The organism is Microbulbifer sp. HZ11 (assembly GCF_000708675.1).
Classification (GTDB): Bacteria; Pseudomonadota; Gammaproteobacteria; order Pseudomonadales; family Cellvibrionaceae; genus Microbulbifer.
In genome coordinates this window covers 196,566-214,348 of the sequence record NZ_JELR01000005.1, presented here as the reverse complement: position 1 = coordinate 214,348, position 17,783 = coordinate 196,566, and the positions used below count along the sequence as shown (strand labels likewise).

The following is a 17,783-nucleotide window of genomic DNA, read 5'->3' as shown; positions in this document are numbered from 1 at the left end:
GCTCCTTCGATTTTCATGGGATGGTCAGTTGGAAAATTCCACCCGCGGGGCACTGTTGTCGGTACCAATATAGTCCGGTGCACACTGGATGAAGTCTTCCTGATCGAGCCCGGCTTCAATCAAGAATTTCTGTACATGGCGGCTGCGGCGATTGGCGAGACGCAAGAGCTCCTCACGCATGCCCCGTGGCGGGTCGCGGAAAAACTCCTTCCGTTGAGCTCTATCCGCACTCACCGCCATAGCTTCATGCGGAAACAGTACAGAAAAATCCCGCGCCGTGGATACACCGCATATTCCAGGCCGCGCATTGGGGTTGTCGCGCATGGCTTCCACCATTGCCTCTAACTCTGCTTTGGCCTGTGCACTCAGGGTATCGTTCCCTGGCGCAAACGCAAGGTCGTCAAAATGCACCGCGCGGAATCGCGCCCAAGCCAACTTGGCGAGGCTGTAAAAGCCCACAGGGGTAAAATAGGCAAATAGCGATTCCAGTATCGCGCGCTGCAACAGATCACTGAAAATAAAACTGAAATTGAATTTTGGATCATACAGTTCCCCGGTAACCGGCATATTAAATCGCACGTCGCCATCACCATCTTTCAACAGCGCCAACGCAAGGCTCAGGGGAATGAAACTTTTTTTCACCTGCAGATGGTCGGTATCCCGCACTCGCCGAACTTTTATTTTCTCGAGTTCCATTTTTGCAAGCGCATCGACCTGATTGTCCTCGATGGCAATATTCACTTCCGCATCCAGTTGCCCCTGTAGAATTTTGTAACCCAGCAGGCGCGCAATATATGGGGTCGCGGGTATCAGGTTCGCCCCCTCCACATACCCTAACAGACTGGCATCCCAGTGACTGCTCTCGAGAAGATTGACCTGGCCTGCAAGGTGCATTTCGCTGAAGCCTCCCGGGCGGGCATTGAACACCAGTAGCGCAGACGGGTCTTCCGGGTAATTACTCATTCCCTGCAAAAGCAGATTGATACGCCGCACCGGCAGTTTCGCTTCGTACTCTTCGCTGTTATCGAGCCACAGAAAGCGCCCATGATCCACATACAGTTGGCCCACACGATAGCGAAAGCGATTGGCTTCCCGCGCCAGACGGCCACGGACACGCTTATTACCCAGCGACTCCGGCGGGCGGTCGCGAAACCGCTCCCAGGCACCGAGATCCCCAGCCACACCGCGGGCGAGGATGCTGCGTGGTTCCAGTAAATCGATGGTATCGATACTCAGAATTCGGTCTTTTGGAAAATACTCAAACTGGGAAAGACGCAGTAACTGCACTTGCGTATTCCACTGATGATTGGCGAATTCCTGGGCCCGCGGGTCCCGCCGTAGCACTCTGCTGTCGGCCACCTCAGCGTGCAGTAGCCGCACCACCTCCCGGGTAACGGTCAAACCCCGCGCCTCGGCAAACTCCGTCTCAAGCAGTTGGTCCCCCTTGACGTCGTTTAGCGCCAGAGTGAACAGCTGAGCGATTTCCAGTTGCAGGCTTTGTGCATCGAAGTCAAACACGCCGGTTGTTTCCAGGCTTTGCAGATCCAGGCAATAGCGCACACCGGGAATATACCCGGGCGGTACACAACCCTGAATATCACGAATCTGTAAATTCTCAGCGACCAGCTGACGACTGCCGAATCCGAGTTCATCTGCCCGCAGGGTTTCTGCCTGTAAATAGGGAGCGGAGCTTCCCACCACTTCGCCATTTCCCCGGCCATGAAATACACGAAGTCCGTCGACCTGGATATTGCGGAAATAGCGCTGGGGAATACCACTGCCGAAGCGGCTCAAAATGACCCGGTGCTCGCTGGCGACGGTGACTTTTTCGATATCAAAGCAGGGGGTCAGTGCTTGTTCATCCCAGTGCACCGGCTTCAGACAGCCGCGGATACCGGTCATGTCACCATCCCTGAGAGAAAACGCATGGGGTGACAGAACCAGACCGTGCACATCGAGACTGCTAAATCCCATGCGCTCGCGATTTCCCTCCAGAAAAACAAAATCCTCTACCGCTATCTGACCGGTGGAGCGGAACGCCTGCTGGGACTTATCCCCGTCTTCATGTTCGAGAGCAAGGCGCTGATTGCCGGAGATCTGCACTTTGCCGATGTTCACGCAGGGCGGGGCCCGGTTGAGATCGACGACGCCCTGAATGTCCGGTATGCAACCGGAAAAATCATCGGCCACCAGATCTTCAGCCTGTAAACGCTTGCCGCCGGGCCAGCGCAGACTCTGCCACTGTAGCCGCGCCAGCTGTAACTTGGGCGTCTGGTCTGCGGGGGAAAGCAACTTCAGGTTGTCCGCTTGCAGCGGCCCCAGATCCAGAATATCCGCCGCAGTATTTTGTTCGCCGAGGCCCAACGCGATGCGGTTATCACCGGTCAGGTGCAATTTTTCCAGTGCCAGGCACCCCCCCCAGCGACCGCGGCTCTCACCTCGCAGGCGAGCAGCGACAAGCCACGCCTCTGGGCCACAGCCCGATAGGGACTCGAGCTGCACATTGCGCAGATTCAGCATTACCGGTTGACCCGGCGCGGGCTGCACCATACCGATGCCCCCGATTCGCAGCTGCCCGAATTCCAGTTGCGGCCGCTGATCAGTGCGCTCTGCAGGCGTCGACATTGGCAGCGAAGCGTGCAGTGCCAGTTGCTGTATTGCCAACCCGGTACCGTCGGAGGATAAATCGCGACCGCGTATACAACGTGGCCACATGGCGTTCGAGTCGCCAGTAGTCGGCCAACACAGATCCAGCCGGGTGGCGTGCAGTGAATCCAGCTGCCAGTCGGCACTCGCCGCCCTCCCCCGCGGCAGGTCGATTTCCAGGGAAAGCCCGGCAAGATCGCGCACTTCCGCAGTCAGCTCATTCTGACCGCCGGTGAGAGAGAAGCGCGCCAGCTCCAGCTGATTCAGGTCGGCGCGAAAATGGGCCCGCCGGTAATCAAGCATGAAGGTTTCACCGGTGCGCAGGGTTTCTATCTGTACACAGCGGGCCTCTTGCAGACAGAAGTCGGCGCTATCCAGCGCCGCACCCGGCACGTCCAGCTGTGCCATTGTCGGCGCGGACTGATATTTCAGGTTGGCCTTGGGCAGGTGCAGCTGCGTCACCGACAGCAGGGACTCCCCGGTAGCGGTATTGATCTCGGCGCTGTCCAGGCGCAGTTCAGCGGCGCGCATTCCAAACCGGAAAGCGCTGCTTGGCGGCGTGTTTTGCGCAGTGACAGAGCGCTGTCTCTCCAACTGCAGATGCAATGGCTGCTGTTGCTTCAGATTGTGGATATCGAAACAGGCCGCGCGACGCACCCCGCTACCGGGAGTCAGTATTCGCTGCCACGCCATTGGCAGGCAGCCGTCCAATCGCTCGAGTGATACCGCGTCCAGCTCCAGTTCCGTGCTGCTGAACTGAATCGGACTGCCAATAGCCGCACCGGCTTTCCCTGCTGTCGCGGCCGCACCCTCGCTCCGGCTACCCGCGTCAGTTGATCCGGATACCAGCTGACCCTTCTCTCCACTCACCGCCTCACTGACTTCGCCTTCCAGCGCCACGCCGTCCTCTTCCATCACCCACCAGTGCCCCTGCCCCGTGGCAAAATACTCTCCCGGATTGCGCTGTGCATTACTGCGACGAAAAAGCCCCGGGCCGATACGCAACCCGGTCAGCGCGAGCCCTGTTTGTCGATTGGCGTTGCCGATGAGGTGATCAGACAACAACAAGCTCTGCAGCGCGAGCTCGCCGAGAATGAGGTAGGGTGATGCGGTGTCGGTATCAGACGCTTTACTGCGCAGAATGAAATTGCCCTTCCCTTCCAGCGCATTCATCCGCCCGCACAGAGGGGACAGGCGCTGAGGCAGGACCCCCTCGGGCATACAGCCGGATAGAGATTTCAACGCGAAGTCTTCGGCGAGGAACTCACGCTCCCCGGGCACAAGATTCAGGCGCGCCCACTCAAGTTCGGCGAGTTCCAACCGGTGATCGGGCTGTAATGTGCGTGCACTGTCCGCTGAGCCCGATTGCGTTCCTGCAATACGAAAGCTTTGCAGCGACAAGGCATCACTGAGCAGTGCCCAGGTCTGTGCCGGCCGCCCACCGGAGGCCAGGCTCCGTGGAAACTGTACGGAAAAACCTTCCGCCATCTGCAACTGCGACAGGTGGATACAGTGATTCGCGGTACCGAGCAGCCCCCCGGGCAAACAGCCGTTGGCTACATCCAGCTGTGCCTGATACAAGCCGAGCTGGCGTGTATCGTTGCGGTACTGCAGGGAACCCAGGCGCAACTGATTCAGGGTCAGGGCGCGCGCATCCTGAACCTTGGTGGCCATATCCACCAGCCTGCCCTCGCTGAGACTGGCCTCGACAAGGTCCACCGCAAATCCGTTGCGCCAGCGAAATTCCGTTGCTCGCGGCAGGTTCAGTACGCCGGCGCGAACGCAGTAGTGATGCGCATCCTCGCGCCACGCATTCGGGCACCACGAGAATCCGCTGGCACCCCCACTCTCCCAGCCTAGTGATTTATCCTGGCGCTGAAAGTCAAAGCTGTTCAGCGCAATGGTCTGTGTATACCAGTTGGGATAGCGCCGATTGCGATAGCGCAGCCGTACTTCCTCCCCACTCAGGCGGTGCCAGGCAATTTCGGATTTTGCCCCAAAGGTGAATAGTGCCGAGCCCCGCAGTTCAAGACGGCGAGCTATGCCGCAATGCCCGGCGATGCGTTTTAGCGCAGGAATGGCTTCTGCCCAGCGGTCAGGGGGGCACCCCGCAAACTTGTGCGCAAACAGCTCTTCGGTGCGCAACGCATTGCCCGGCCGCGCAAAGTGGATGTGCTGACTGCGTAAAGCAACCAGTGCCAGAGTCGGGTTTTCTTCAGGGGATTTACGCATATCCCCCTCACCCGCCTCTTGCACCCGACGGCTCAGCCCATAACGGGAGACGTTGTTCGCAAATTCATCCCAGGCCAGCAAGTTTTCCACACGCAGATCCGCGGCGCCGATATCGAATTTCAACGCCTCGCTGGCTTCGCGAAATCCACTGACAAAAAAGTCATCCAGGACCAGTTTGCCAATCCGCACACAGCTGGGACTGGTCCACTGAGGTTTGTGTTGATAGCACACCACACTGTCGCGCAATGTCGCCGCAGTGAGATCAACTCGCCAGTTTTTCGGCTTCTTGTCACCTTCCGCCAGATGCCAGCCACCGATTTCCCAAACCCGACCACGCTTGCCCGGTGTGGACTCAAGATCCATGTAGGCGCCGTCGAGCTCAACCAGTTTGACGTGGATATTCCCCCTTAGCAGGTGCCACCAGCTAAGGCCCAGTGTCGCTTCGCGCACGCGAAATCCCCGCTCATACTGGTTGCGCACCTCCACTCCCTGCAGGTGCGCATGCAACCGGGGCAACGACACGTCTATATGCTGTATCTGGGCTTCCAGGCCATGTTGGTGCAACCACCGCTGCACCTTGCCGGGCAGGTAAATCGACAGAAAGAAGTTAATGCCAGTGATCACCAGCAGAATCGCCACCAGAATCCACATAACGCGATGCACGCCTCTGCGCTGTGCGTCCCTTGCGGGGGATACTGGCGGTAAATCGTGTGGTGAGTTAGACATCGAGGCTCGGCGAACAGTGTATTTCGCGCAATTCTCGCGACCGTGGCGGAATTGCGGGCTCTCTACATTAAAGACCAGTAGCCCGGATCCAGATGTCGCCTGCTCGTACAAAATGGCGATTTAGTGCGGCCCGGTGCCGCCGAATAAAATGAAGCCTCTCTGTCGCGAAAATTCCGGCAGCAAATACCACCGATGACTCCGCTGAAACCGTGCTATTCCACCAACCACCGTTACACTGATTATATTTCAATCAAAACGGCACAGAGACCGGCCGTCGCAAAAGAAGCTGCGGTGGGCGTGCGGAAGGAATCCATGCACAAGCAACCCCTCAGTCAGGACGTGGTATTGATCGGCGGCGGTCACGGCCACCTGGAATTGCTGCGGCGGTGGGCAATCAACCCCGTAGCAGACGTACGCCTGACCCTGGTTTCATCTCAGGTGGTAAGCACCTACTCCCCCATGATGCCGGGTATGATCGCCGGCCAGTATTCCCTAAGCGACACCCACATCGACCTGGCACGTCTGTGTCGCGCGGCGGGCGCGCGTTTTATCCAGGCTTGTGCACACAATATCGATCCAGAGCAAAATCGCGTGTCCTTGCTGGGGCAGCCGGACCTTTCGTTCGACTTTCTGTCTCTGGCCGTCGGTGCCACATCCTGCCACCGCATTCCCGGCGCAGAGCACGCAATTCCGGTCAAACCCATCGGACAGTTTTTACGTTACTGGGAACAATTACGGCAGCAGATAAGCAGTGAGCGCCGCCCACTGAAACTGGGTGTTATCGGCGGTGGCGCCGGCGGTTTTGAACTGGCCATGGCCATGGCGAGCGCATTGGAGGAACCGGTTTACAGCGGCAGAGTAGAGATTCACCTGGTGCACGCTGGAAACAAAACACCCGCCGGGTACCCATTGTTGGCACGCCAGCTGGCCGCAAGGGAGATGGGCAGATTAAAGGTCTACAGCCACAACCGCTGGCGGGTAGCGGAGATTACCGCCCGGGGTATCTACAGCGACGAAGGCCGCTTTATACCCATTGACAGAGCACTACTGTGCACGGAGCCCACTGCGCCCCCATGGCTCACTCAAACGGGTATTGCGGTGGATGAACGTGGCTTCGTACAGGTTGACGACGACCTGCGATCCCACAGCCACCCCCATATTTTTGCGGTGGGAGATATAGCGAGTACATCCCGACAGCTGCCCAAGTCCGCGGCCGAAGCCTGCAATCAAGGGGCCACACTGTTTCACAACTTGTGCGCGGCACTTCGGGCACAACCTCTCAAGCCTTATCGCCCCCGTCGCCAATGGTTACGCCTGCTTTCCTGCGGTTCCTCAGGAGCGATTGCCGCCTGCGGTGGCTTGGCAGCGGCGGGCCCTGCGTTCGCGCACTGCAAAGAATTTCTCGAGCGCCGCTTCATCAACCGGATCAGCCAGTTGTCACTACCGCGAACGGAAGAGGCTGACGCCGCCCCCTCTGAGGTTGTGGCCAACGCTCCCACAACACCGGTACAGAAAGAGCCATCAGCGACAAACTGAGAGCCATCAGCGACAAACTAAGAGCCTTCAGCGACAAACTAAGAGCCTTCAGCCACAAAATAAGAGCCTTCGGCGACACACGAAGAGCCTTCGGCAACGAACTGACAGCCAGGCTAAGTATTCGCCCCCGCACTGAACGGCGTACTTTGCGGAGCTTGCAGCCCGTAACCATTTCTCATGAAACCATTAAACCATTGCCAAATACCGGCACGGCAGCAATACTGGCGGCATAAAATCCCCGGGGTAAACCGGGACAAGAACGAAATGGGTCTCACAGAGTGCCGCGAAGAGCCGAATTATTTTTAAGCTCTACAGGAAACTCTGATATGAAAAAAATCGTCATTATTGGCGGTGGCGCCGGCGGCCTGCAATTGGCCACCAGCCTCGGACGCCACTTCTCCTTCGGGCGCTTTCGTCGCCAGAACAAATCCCCCGCGGCCCAGGTCACCCTGGTTGATAAAAATCGCACCCACATCTGGAAACCCCTGTTGCACCAGGTCGCTACCGGTGCGCTGGATAGCAGCCTCGATGCGCTCAACTATCAGGTCCACGCCCGCGCCAATGGTTTCCAGTTTGAACTGGGCAGCCTGCAGGGGCTCGACCGGGAAAACAAAACCGTAGAGCTGGCAGAGGTCTGCAGTGAAGACGGTACCCCGCTGGTACCGGCGCGCAAACTCGAATACGACTACCTGGTGTTTGCCCTCGGCAGCCAGAGCAACGACTTCCACACCCCCGGCGTGCGCGAGTATTGCCAGTTCCTCGACAGTGCCGAGCAGGCACAGAAATTTCACACGCGCCTGCTGGACCAGTTTCTGCAGCTGGAAAGTCGAGTGACAGAGTCCGTGCATATCGCCATCGTGGGTGGGGGCGCGACCGGGGTCGAACTGGCAGCGGAACTGGTGGACGCGGTCCATGAGATGGGCCACTACGGGCGTATCAAAAACGGCGATCTCAAGGTGACCCTGATTGAAGCGGGCCCACACCTGCTTCCGGCACTTCCGCAACGCCTCGGCAACAGTTCGCAAAAGGAGCTGACAAAAATCGGAGTGCGTGTACTCACCAGCACCCAGGTCGCAGAGGCGACGCAGACCGGTTTTATCACCAAAGAGGGGGAGGAAATTCCCGCAGCCATTCGAGTATGGGCCGCGGGCGTAAAAGCCCCGGATTTTCTTCAGCAACTGGATGGCCTCGCGGTCAACCCGCGCAACCAGATTGAAGTGGAAACCACCCTGCGCAGCAAGAATGATCCGGCGATTTTTGCCCTGGGGGACTGCGCCGGTTGCGAAGACAGCAACGGCGTACGGGTTCCGCCACGGGCACAGTCCGCCCAACAGATGGCCAAGACCGCCAGCGCCAACCTGATTCGATTGATTGAAAACCCCGAAGCTGAACTGGAGCCGTTCACCTACAAGGACCACGGCTCACTGGTGTCCCTGTCGAAGTTCGATGCGGTGGGCAACCTGATGGGTGGACTGGTCAAGGGCAGCCTCACCATCGAGGGGCGCCTCGCCGGGCTCGCCTACCGCTCCCTCTACCGGATGCACCTGGCCGCGCTACACGGCTGGCCCAAGGCGATGTTGCTGTATGTAATCGGCCAGGCGAACCGGTTCGTAAAACCGCGTCTGAAGATGCACTGACGGCACTCGCCAACAGCTACCCAACCCTTTCGAAATCCCTTCACTGATTTACCGATGTCACGCCGTGGCATCGGTATCACCTGCCAGCAAACAGATTCACCAGTACAGCAGATCGCCCAATATGTTGCTATATATGAAATAAATTCAAGCGCACAACAATTCCACACATTCTGCAAGCCATTGAAATCCCAGCTATTTTCCAGGAAACATACAGAAAACTGCGTATCAAGCGGTAGCCCTGCGGGTATTGACACCACTTTTGTTGCTATTATAGATTTAAATCTCAACGTCGATGAGAGATTCTAATAATGAAAAAGTGGATTACAGGCCTGGCTCTCGCCAGCGCCTATGCATCGGCGCAGGTGGCGGTTGAATCTGTGCCGGTAACAGTAGACAGCTCTAACCAGGCGGGCTGGTGGAAACCCATTGCGATATCGGGAGGAGAAATTTACTTCGCCGCCAATACCCCGGGGTCCAGCAACTCCAAGCATCAGGGCGCCGTTGCGGTACGGCGGGCTACCGGTGAGTGGGAGACGGGAGCGCTCAAACAGGCCGACGGCACAATCTGGGAACACGGCGACGATCTCGGCCACGATCAGCCGACCATTGCGGTTGATGGCGATGGGTTTATCCACATCTTCACGGATTTGCATAACAACGGCTGGAACTATTTTCGCTCGTCCACCGCGGGGAACATCGACGACATTCGCCGACGTACCGACATTATTCCGGGTAGCGCATCCCTGACCTACCCGGTGGCCGCCACCGCACCGAATGGTGATGTCTATGTTGCGGTTCGCAACAGAGCCGGCGGCCAGGGCGGGAAAGGTGAGCTGGTGCGTTGGGACAACAGCGCCAACATCTGGATACACGAAGCGACCTTTGCCTTCAATCCAAACGACATGGTCTATCCCGATGATATCAAGGTGGATGCCAACGGCACGGTGCATATCATCTTTCAGTGGGCGGCCGGGGCGACCAACCCGATGCGACACTATGGCAGCTACCTGACATATTCCCCAGCCAGCGGACAGTTCACCACTGCGGATGGACAGGTGGTGACCACGCCAGTCTCACTTTCCACTCCCGGCCTCTTTTATCAGGCACTTGAGGAAGGCGAAGAGTTCGTCAAACAGTCCGGTTCGACAAGCAGCCAGGGCAAAGGAATTCAAAGTGCCAAACTCGCGTTAGACGGGCAAAACAGACCCAGCGTAACCTACCGGTATCGCACAAGTGGCAGCGCCGGCCCCCGCGACTATGACGTCTACCGGATTCGCTGGGATGGCTTTGCCTGGGTGGATAAAACTTTACTGTTTGATACCGATGACACTATCGCCGCACTGGGCCACACTCACGACGGCACAGTGGCACGCAGTTACTTTGTTACCGATAACAAAGAGTTGATGGTCGCGGAAAAGCGTGACGGTAGCTGGTCCAGCTATATTCTGGATAACTCACGTTCGATCGAACGAATTGCCGTTCAGCGCGCTGGAAATATCGATCACATCTATGCCACATCACCCACCGGAATCAACAGCAACTCCGGGTCTCTATACGCATTTGAAGTCGGCACACATCTCACATCAGCGCCGGAACAGACCTGCCTGTCGGGCACACTCAGTGGCTCTCAGCCTGGCACCTATCACCTGACCAACCAACAGTACGGGCAACAGCTGACAGGGGGCTCCAGTGGCGACCTGGCGTCTGTCGGTAATGACACTGGAAGTTCTACCCATTGGATATTGCAGGACGGGGATAGTGACGGTGAATTTGGCCTCATAAGCGATGCCAATGGCATGCGTCTGACCGCAAATGGTTCCGGTGCACTGATCAGCGTGACTCAACAAAGCTTCTCAAACACCAATATGCGCTGGAAGCTGATCGACAGCGATAACGACGGCGGCTACGCGGTAATTAACGTCGACCAAGACCCTGAGCACCTACAGGCTCAGGCAGCGGGAGGTCAGGTTCAACTCGGAGCGAACTCCCCTACCCCCGCAGGAATCTGGCATTTATGTAAAACCCAATAATGTCTCCAGGCATGGTTTAGAGGGGGCCTCCCCCTCATTTTTTTGACCCAAAACTGACGTTGCTATTATTGAAATATTAATTGAACCGAAAGGAGAGATGTACTAGGGTCAGGGCCGCACTCTATGATCAAATAGATGCAATCCCATGGCCCTCCAACAATAAATGTTGCTTAGAAAGCAATAATAATCAGGAGAGACTAATGAAATTGTTTCATGCGAGAGGAAATTTTCCTCAGGCGGCTCTAGCGATGGCCGTCGCATCATTATCAGCAACTGCTTTCGCGCAGGAGCAACCCGCGCAGATGGAGGAAGTTACCGTAAGTGGTATCCGCCAGGTCATGGCGGAGGCGGTGGATCGCAAGCGCGATGCAACCGAGTTTCTCGACGCCATTATGGCTGACGATATGGGCAAGCTGCCGGATGCGAATGTGGCAGAGTCCCTGCAACGGGTATCCGGCGTACAGGTTGACCGAGGCATTGGCGGCGGCAGCGATGTATCGATTCGCGGGATGCGTCAGAACGTCACTCTGATCAATGGGCGGCAGGTCATCGAGGCCGGCGGTCGCGGTAGCCGCGGGCCGGATACCCTGGAAGGGTCCTCTTACGGCCTTCTCGCCCAGATTCCTTCCAAGCTGGTGTCCCGTCTGGAAGTGTACAAACAGACACCCGCAAGCCAGATCGAGGGGGCGCTCGGTGGCGTGGTGGATGTAGTCACACGTCGCCCGCTAGACAATCTGGGGCACCACGGCACCGTCTCGCTCACTGGAGCGCATTCACAACTTGCCGGTGAAACGGACAGTGAATGGTTCGCAATGTACAGCGGTACTTTCGCCGACGACACCTTCGGTGTACTAGTGAGCGCGACCGAAGCGAATCAGTCTGTACGCGAAGATGGAATGAACACATTCAGCGGTTACGGCCAATTGTCGAGCGATGATGGACTCACCACGATCGACCCCAACGGCGATGGGGTTCCCGGGCAGATTCACCGGGACATGCGCTTTCAGCAGATTGAAGACGACCGCAAACGCAGCGGCGTAAGTGCTTTCCTGCAATGGCAGCCCAGCGATGAACTGGAACTGTATGCCGACACCTTTTTCTCGGAAATTACATCGGACCGGAACCGCTATTGGACGGGCTTCTGGAACTGCTGCACCATCTCCAATCCGGTATTTTCTGACAATGAGACGTTAATGGCGGCAGAGGTCGTGCGACCTGCGCAAACCAACACGGAATTTGCCGACGCCTCTTCCGCATTTACCAGCACAGCAATTGGTGGAAGCTACGAGACCGAACGCTGGTCTCTGTCTGCGGAACTCGCCAACACCGCTGCCGAATCCTCAATGGAGCAGGATTTCATCCGCTTCCAGACGCAAGACGCAGGCAAGATCGCGTTTGATCTGCGCAACGGTGATGTACCACAGGTAGATTTTACGGATGCCGACCTGACCAATCTGGATGAACTGGCTCTGGCAATCTTGTATGACAATTCCACAGCCAAGGAAAGCACCGACCGCGCCGCCCGCCTTGACTTTGAATGGCAGTTGGAAGGTGCGATCACCTCCATTGAACTCGGCGCGCGCAGCAACACACTGGAGACCGACGTAAGATACCGCAGTGCAGATATTCGCCCCAATTTTGCCCTTGGCGACCTGCCGGATATCAGTACACTTTTCTCCAGTAACGACTTTTTCTCCGGTGACGCAGGCGACGCCCACTCCCGCTACCTGGTTGTGGACAAAAGTGCCTGGCAGGGCTGCGGCACCCTCGCTGACTTCTACGATAGCGAACAACAGGCGATCTGCAATATCGGACTGGATCCACTCGGTAGCTTCACTATCGATGAGTCCATCGATGCCTACTATGTGAAAGCGAATTACGACGTGCAGCTGGGTGATGTGATTGTCACCGGCGACTTCGGCATACGCCAGGTAGAGCGAAACATGACTTCCACCGGTAATGCGATAGACGCAGATGGTGGAGTGAGCCCAACGGTTGCCAAGGTCTCGAACAGTGAGACCCTACCATCCGCGGTCGCGAAATTTGATCTCAGCGAAGACTGGGTGGTACGGGTTGGCGCTGCCCGCGCACTTACCTTCCCAAACACTGCTGACCTCAACAATGGTCTACACGTATTCAGCGACAATACCGGCCAGAGCGGCAGTCCGGATCTGGATCCGTTTATCGTCAACCAGATGGACCTGAGTAGTGAATGGTATTTCGACTCGGAAGCCGTATTGTCCGCCGGTGTATTTTTTAAAGACGTCGAATCTTTCATCGTCCAAACCATCCAGTCCAAAGACATTCCCGGCTACAGTGACCCGATTACCGTTGCTCAGAAAGTCAATGGCGAAGGCGGGAAGGTAAAAGGGCTGGAATTACTGTATCAACAACCGCTTACCTTCCTTCCGGCGGGCTGGGATGGCCTGGGTGTAATGACGACCTACAGTTACACCGACAGCGAAACGCCGTTCACGGACGCAAACGGGTCGGTGCTGCCCTTGCCAGGTCTTTCCAAGCACAACGTGAACTTTGTGAGCTATTACGAGACCGAAAATCTTGGCTTCCGCGTCGCCTACAACTGGCGGGACGATTATCTTGATGGTATTGGCAATGGCGATTCCGGTATTTACTACAAGGATTACGCCGACCTCTCTGCGACTGCCAACTGGCACGTCACAGACAATCTTACGGTGAATCTTGAGGCATTGAACCTGCTCAACACCCGTCAGCTGCAATACAACGCCTACTCGGAAGCCACCCGTCGCAACGTGGAGTACGGTCAGATCTACAAGGTATCTTTCACCTACGCGCTTTAACAGATCCTCACGAATGCGACTGCATTCATCCCCTTGAGTGGCGCCCTACGGGGCGCCTTTTTTGTAGCCGGCAATCAGTAGTCCAGCCACCCCTTGAAACTGGAACGTGGACAGTCACAGAGAAGTGAATTGGTGACCAGTGAAAAGGGAAGTGTATTTAAGACTGGGTAGCGTTCCGGGCGACCGCGCTATCGCAGTGCATCAAGCGCATCTTGAGGGGAGGTGTGGGAAGCCAGTAGCGGCGGGACCACTTGCGGGGGCTTTAAGTCCACAGTATGAAGTGGTCGATCAGCTATGAAGTTTCGGGTGTTTCAGCACCGGACTATTTGCGGTTTATCGTTGCACCACCATCAATGCGGTAGTCACAGCCTGTAATCCAGCTCGCCTCATCACTTGTCAGAAACCGCACCAGGTTGGCCACCTCTTCCGGTTGCCCCAGACGCTCCAGCGGATGACGCTGAATATTCTGCTTCAGTGCCAGCGCGGGGTCGGGCTGCTGGTTCAGTTTGTCACGCAACATTGGCGTATCAACGGATGCAGGGCTCACACTATTCACACGAATATTTTTCTGTGCGAGCTCCAGGGCCATAGTACGAGTCAGCGCATGGATCGCCCCCTTGGAAGCGGAGTAGCTGGCCATACCCGGGGCACCCACCAGGCCCGTGATAGAAGACACGAGTACGATGGCTCCGCCACTGGCGGGGAACCCGGGGCAGAAAACCTGTGCCAATTGCATAGCACCGAACACATTGACCTGCATCAGGCGCTGAAAACTATCCAGCCGGGCACTCAGCGTATCGGCAAGATCGCTCAGGGCGGCAGCGTGCACCAGTATCGAAGGTGACCCCAGCGTTTCCAGAATCTTCTCCGCTGCCTGCGGGAGTGTAGTGACGTCGGCCAGGTCACCGGCGAGATTGAGATCCGCATCGGTAGGCTGCTTCAGGTCAATCCCGGCAACCAGAACACCGCTTTCGGATAACTGTCGACAGATAGCAGCACCAATGCTGCCGGCCGCGCCAGTAACGACAGCAACTCGTTTTACCTCAGACATGACATTCTCATTCTAGTGGGGGCGTCTACGCGCCAAAGCGGACTAAGCGGGTTTTGTCTGTTGCAGACTTCCGCGAATTTCTTCGGTCGTCGTCTTCAGCGCGTCGGCAATATCGAGGGAAGCGGACTCGGGAATCCAGCCAGAAATCGCGACCGCAGCCTTGGTGTCAAGACCAACGGGTACCGCGATCGTATGCGTGGGCTTATCCGGTGCTTCCGGTAAATCACTTTGCACTTGAATTCTTGCAAATCCAGATTCTTTAATTTCTGCGAGAGCCTGCTTAAGCGCGGGTAGACCATCGTCGAAACCCGGCACCTCTCGCGCCTCGAACAACTGATCGAGGTACGTTTCTTCTTCGCAACTCAGCAGCGCCATGCCGATGCCACTGGTGGTCGCAGGACGTAAACCGATACGCCCGATGGCCTCAGCAGAAGCCATACCCGGACGCCGGTGATACAGGAAAGACACCGAGTCTTGCCAGAGCACACCCAGTGCCACCGTGTGACCGAAAAAGGCCAGTTTTTCCAGTGGAGCGATGGCACTGCGCAGAAGCCGGGAAGCGTACAAGCTCTGGGTCGCGAGCACATGCATACCTGGACCCGGGACGTATTTGCGATTGGGGGTCTGCTGAGTAATCCCCATATACGCCAGCGTTTTCAGCAGGCGGTTCACCCTGGTCGTTTCCATTCCCAGTCTGCGCGCGAGCTCGCGGCTGCCGATCGGGTCTTCCGACATGGCCAGGGCCTGTAGTACAGCAAACCCGTCGATGATGCTTTGGTTCGCCTGAGTGCCTTTTTTTGCGGTCATGATATCGAGTCCATTTCTGACTCGGCTATCTTGCGGTGGCGCCTGCCCAGAGTCAAACATCGCGCTAACTCGAAAGGTCTTTGTTACTAAATGCCCAGAGCTTTTTGCTTGGGGTTACACCCAGGCCCGGACCGGAAGGCAATGAAAAGTACCCGTTCCGGCAATCCATATCCGTTTCCAGAAACTGCAGGTTCCGATCGAATACCGAATGCTGATATTCGTGATACGGCAGGTGCAACACATTCGCAGAGGCGTGCAGACTCGCAGCCTGAAAGATGCCCACACCGATACTCGCATGAGGAATTATCCGGCAGTGGAAGGCCTGGGCCAGCTGACTGATACGCGAAAACTGGGTGATACCGGTGTGACCCATTTCAGGCTGTAATATGCTGCAGGCATTCCGGTTGACCCGCTCGCGCGCTTCAAAGACCGTACGCCACTCTTCACCGGCAGCGACTGGCGTGGCAACGCTGCGAGCGACTGTGGCGAGCCCCTCAATATCTTCCGGGGCGCAAGGCGCTTCCGCGAAATAAAGATTGTGCGGTTCCATCGCCTTGATCACTCGCGTGGCTTCGGCGGCACTGAATTTCCAGTGCATATCCACCATGATATCGGCGTCCGGACCGAGGGTTTCACGCAATGCAGCCATTTCGTTCGCCATGCCTTCGTGGCTAACCACCCCCGCGAACTTGAACCCGGTAAACCCCTTGTCCTGCCACTTTTTAGCCAGCGCACAACGCTTCTCAAGGGTGCTTTCCGGCAGCCCGGATACATAGGCCGGAATTTTCTTGCGCCGAGTGCCCCCGAGTAGCTGGGCCACCGTCTGGTTGCTGTGTTTGCCGAAGATATCCCACAACGCAATATCGATCGCCGCCAGTGCATCAAGATAAAATCCGCCGAAGTACCCTCGTACGTGCATCATGTCGTACAGGTCTTCGTGAATACAGGCAACATCGAGCGCGTTGCGTCCCTCAATAACCGGCGCCAGTAAATCTTCGATAATTTCGGTTACCGCATTGGGCGCGCAGATACCATAGGTCTCTCCCCACCCAACCGTACCGTTGGCGTCGGTGATTTTTACGATTACCGACCGATCGACACTGGGGTAAACGGTACGATTCCCCGAGCGAACCAGGTAACCCTTTCGGTTTACCTCTTCGCTCTCACCCAGGGGGCCGAGATAAGGCGTTTCCCTGGGGATTGTCACTACACAGGTTTCAACAGACTCGATTTTCGAAATCATGGCAGAACAACTTCCTCTGGCCCGGGGGTACTTTGGCGAGACTCAAGCTTCCCCATTATATCGGCAACTCTTGGCCAGAAGGCCCGCAACTCCTGACGGTCCCCTTCATCCATGGTCGGGCCGGGTACACGCACTTCACAGGTATTGAGAATTCCGCGCTGCATCAACACCCACTTGGTGAGATTGCAGCGAAAGATCGCCTGCATGTTAAGAATGGGGAGCATATTAATGAAAAGCTCTCGGGCCTTTTCCTGCTCACCCCGCTGCCACGCGCTGACCAGAGCGACATGCACCTCGGTCAGCTCGCTGGCAGGCACAGTACCCAAGGCACCACGAGAAAGCTCATCGAGAATGTAGCGCCCGCCGGCGCCACCAAACACCCCTTTCAGTGTGGCCGGAGCAGTTGCCAGTATCGCTTCCATCCGCTGACCACAGGGCATGGTTTCCTCTTTCACATATTCAATCGCCGGATTGGCACTCAGGATCGAAGCTATCTGTTCCACCGGCAGTCCAGCTCCCATCGGCGCCGGCGCGTTTTGCAGCATGATGGGTATCCCGGCTGCCTCCGCAACAGCGTCAAAAAACGCGCGCATCGCTTCCGGGTCATCCGCATAGTGATTGGGTGCCATTACCATGGCACATTGCGCGCCGGCTTCGGCGCCGGCCCTTGCAAAGCGGATCGCCGCATCCGGCGTACTTGCCCCAGCACCCACAATAAATGGCACCCGGTCTTTGCACAGGTTGCCGATCAGACGGGTAGCCTCAAAACGCTCCTCCTCCGTGAGTTGCGCGTACTCACTGGCCAGGCCGGGGAAAACCAGGCCGTCGGCACCCGCCTCAAGAATATATTGGGCAGACCGCTCAAGGCCCCTCCAATCGACTCCACCCTTCCCATCGAACGGTGTGGGAACCACGGGGAAGGTGCCTTTGAGCACGCCTGCGTCTGAATTACTCACGAATTGATCCTTATTACGTTCCGCTACAGAAGTGGTTATTAGATTACCCATCTGTTGCTATATGTGCAACTTAATTATTGACGATAGAGCGGCACCCAGC

Annotated in this window: 9 protein-coding genes; 4 read left to right on the top strand and 5 right to left on the bottom strand. The window is 57.0% G+C overall.

Annotated elements, in window-relative coordinates; all coding sequences use genetic code 11:
* Positions 1 to 24: 24 nt before the first annotated feature.
* Positions 25 to 5,604 (bottom strand): DUF748 domain-containing protein, encoded by a 5,580-nt coding sequence (locus AU11_RS16610; RefSeq protein WP_081848212.1) that lies wholly within the window; start codon positions 5,602 to 5,604, stop codon positions 25 to 27.
* 312 nt (positions 5,605 to 5,916) lie between these two features.
* Between AU11_RS16610 and AU11_RS16605 the strand changes: the two genes are divergently transcribed.
* The 4 genes from AU11_RS16605 to AU11_RS16590 all read left to right on the top strand — a co-directional run bounded on the left by AU11_RS16605 (position 5,917) and on the right by AU11_RS16590 (position 13,626).
* Positions 5,917 to 7,140 (top strand): FAD-dependent oxidoreductase, encoded by a 1,224-nt coding sequence (locus tag AU11_RS16605; RefSeq protein ID WP_197023888.1) that lies wholly within the window; start codon positions 5,917 to 5,919, stop codon positions 7,138 to 7,140.
* Positions 7,141 to 7,466: 326 nt separating this feature from the next.
* Positions 7,467 to 8,777, top strand: a complete 1,311-nt coding sequence (locus tag AU11_RS16600; RefSeq protein WP_043320745.1) for an NAD(P)/FAD-dependent oxidoreductase — start codon at positions 7,467 to 7,469, stop codon at positions 8,775 to 8,777.
* A 308-nt stretch (positions 8,778 to 9,085) separates the two neighbouring features.
* Entirely contained in the window at positions 9,086 to 10,807 is a 1,722-nt protein-coding gene (locus AU11_RS16595; protein ID WP_051687394.1) for a BNR-4 repeat-containing protein, read from the top strand.
* 302 nt (positions 10,808 to 11,109) lie between these two features.
* Positions 11,110 to 13,626 (top strand): TonB-dependent receptor, encoded by a 2,517-nt coding sequence (locus AU11_RS16590; RefSeq protein ID WP_043320744.1) that lies wholly within the window; start codon positions 11,110 to 11,112, stop codon positions 13,624 to 13,626.
* A 322-nt stretch (positions 13,627 to 13,948) separates the two neighbouring features.
* Here the strand turns inward: AU11_RS16590 and AU11_RS16585 are convergent, their stop codons facing one another.
* The 4 genes from AU11_RS16585 to AU11_RS16570 all read right to left on the bottom strand — a co-directional run bounded on the left by AU11_RS16585 (position 13,949) and on the right by AU11_RS16570 (position 17,683).
* Entirely contained in the window at positions 13,949 to 14,677 is a 729-nt protein-coding gene (locus AU11_RS16585; RefSeq protein ID WP_043320743.1) for an SDR family NAD(P)-dependent oxidoreductase, read from the bottom strand.
* A gap of 42 nt (positions 14,678 to 14,719) precedes the next feature.
* On the bottom strand, positions 14,720 to 15,484 hold the full coding sequence (locus AU11_RS16580; protein WP_043320742.1) for an IclR family transcriptional regulator: 765 nt from the start codon (positions 15,482 to 15,484) through the stop codon (positions 14,720 to 14,722).
* A 64-nt stretch (positions 15,485 to 15,548) separates the two neighbouring features.
* Complete coding sequence (locus AU11_RS16575) at positions 15,549 to 16,727, bottom strand: mandelate racemase/muconate lactonizing enzyme family protein (protein WP_043320741.1); 1,179 nt, start codon at positions 16,725 to 16,727, stop codon at positions 15,549 to 15,551.
* Positions 16,724 to 17,683, bottom strand: a complete 960-nt coding sequence (locus AU11_RS16570; RefSeq protein WP_197023887.1) for a dihydrodipicolinate synthase family protein — start codon at positions 17,681 to 17,683, stop codon at positions 16,724 to 16,726. Before AU11_RS16570 ends, AU11_RS16575 begins: the two co-directional genes overlap by 4 nt.
* Between the last annotated feature and the right edge of the window lie 100 nt (positions 17,684 to 17,783).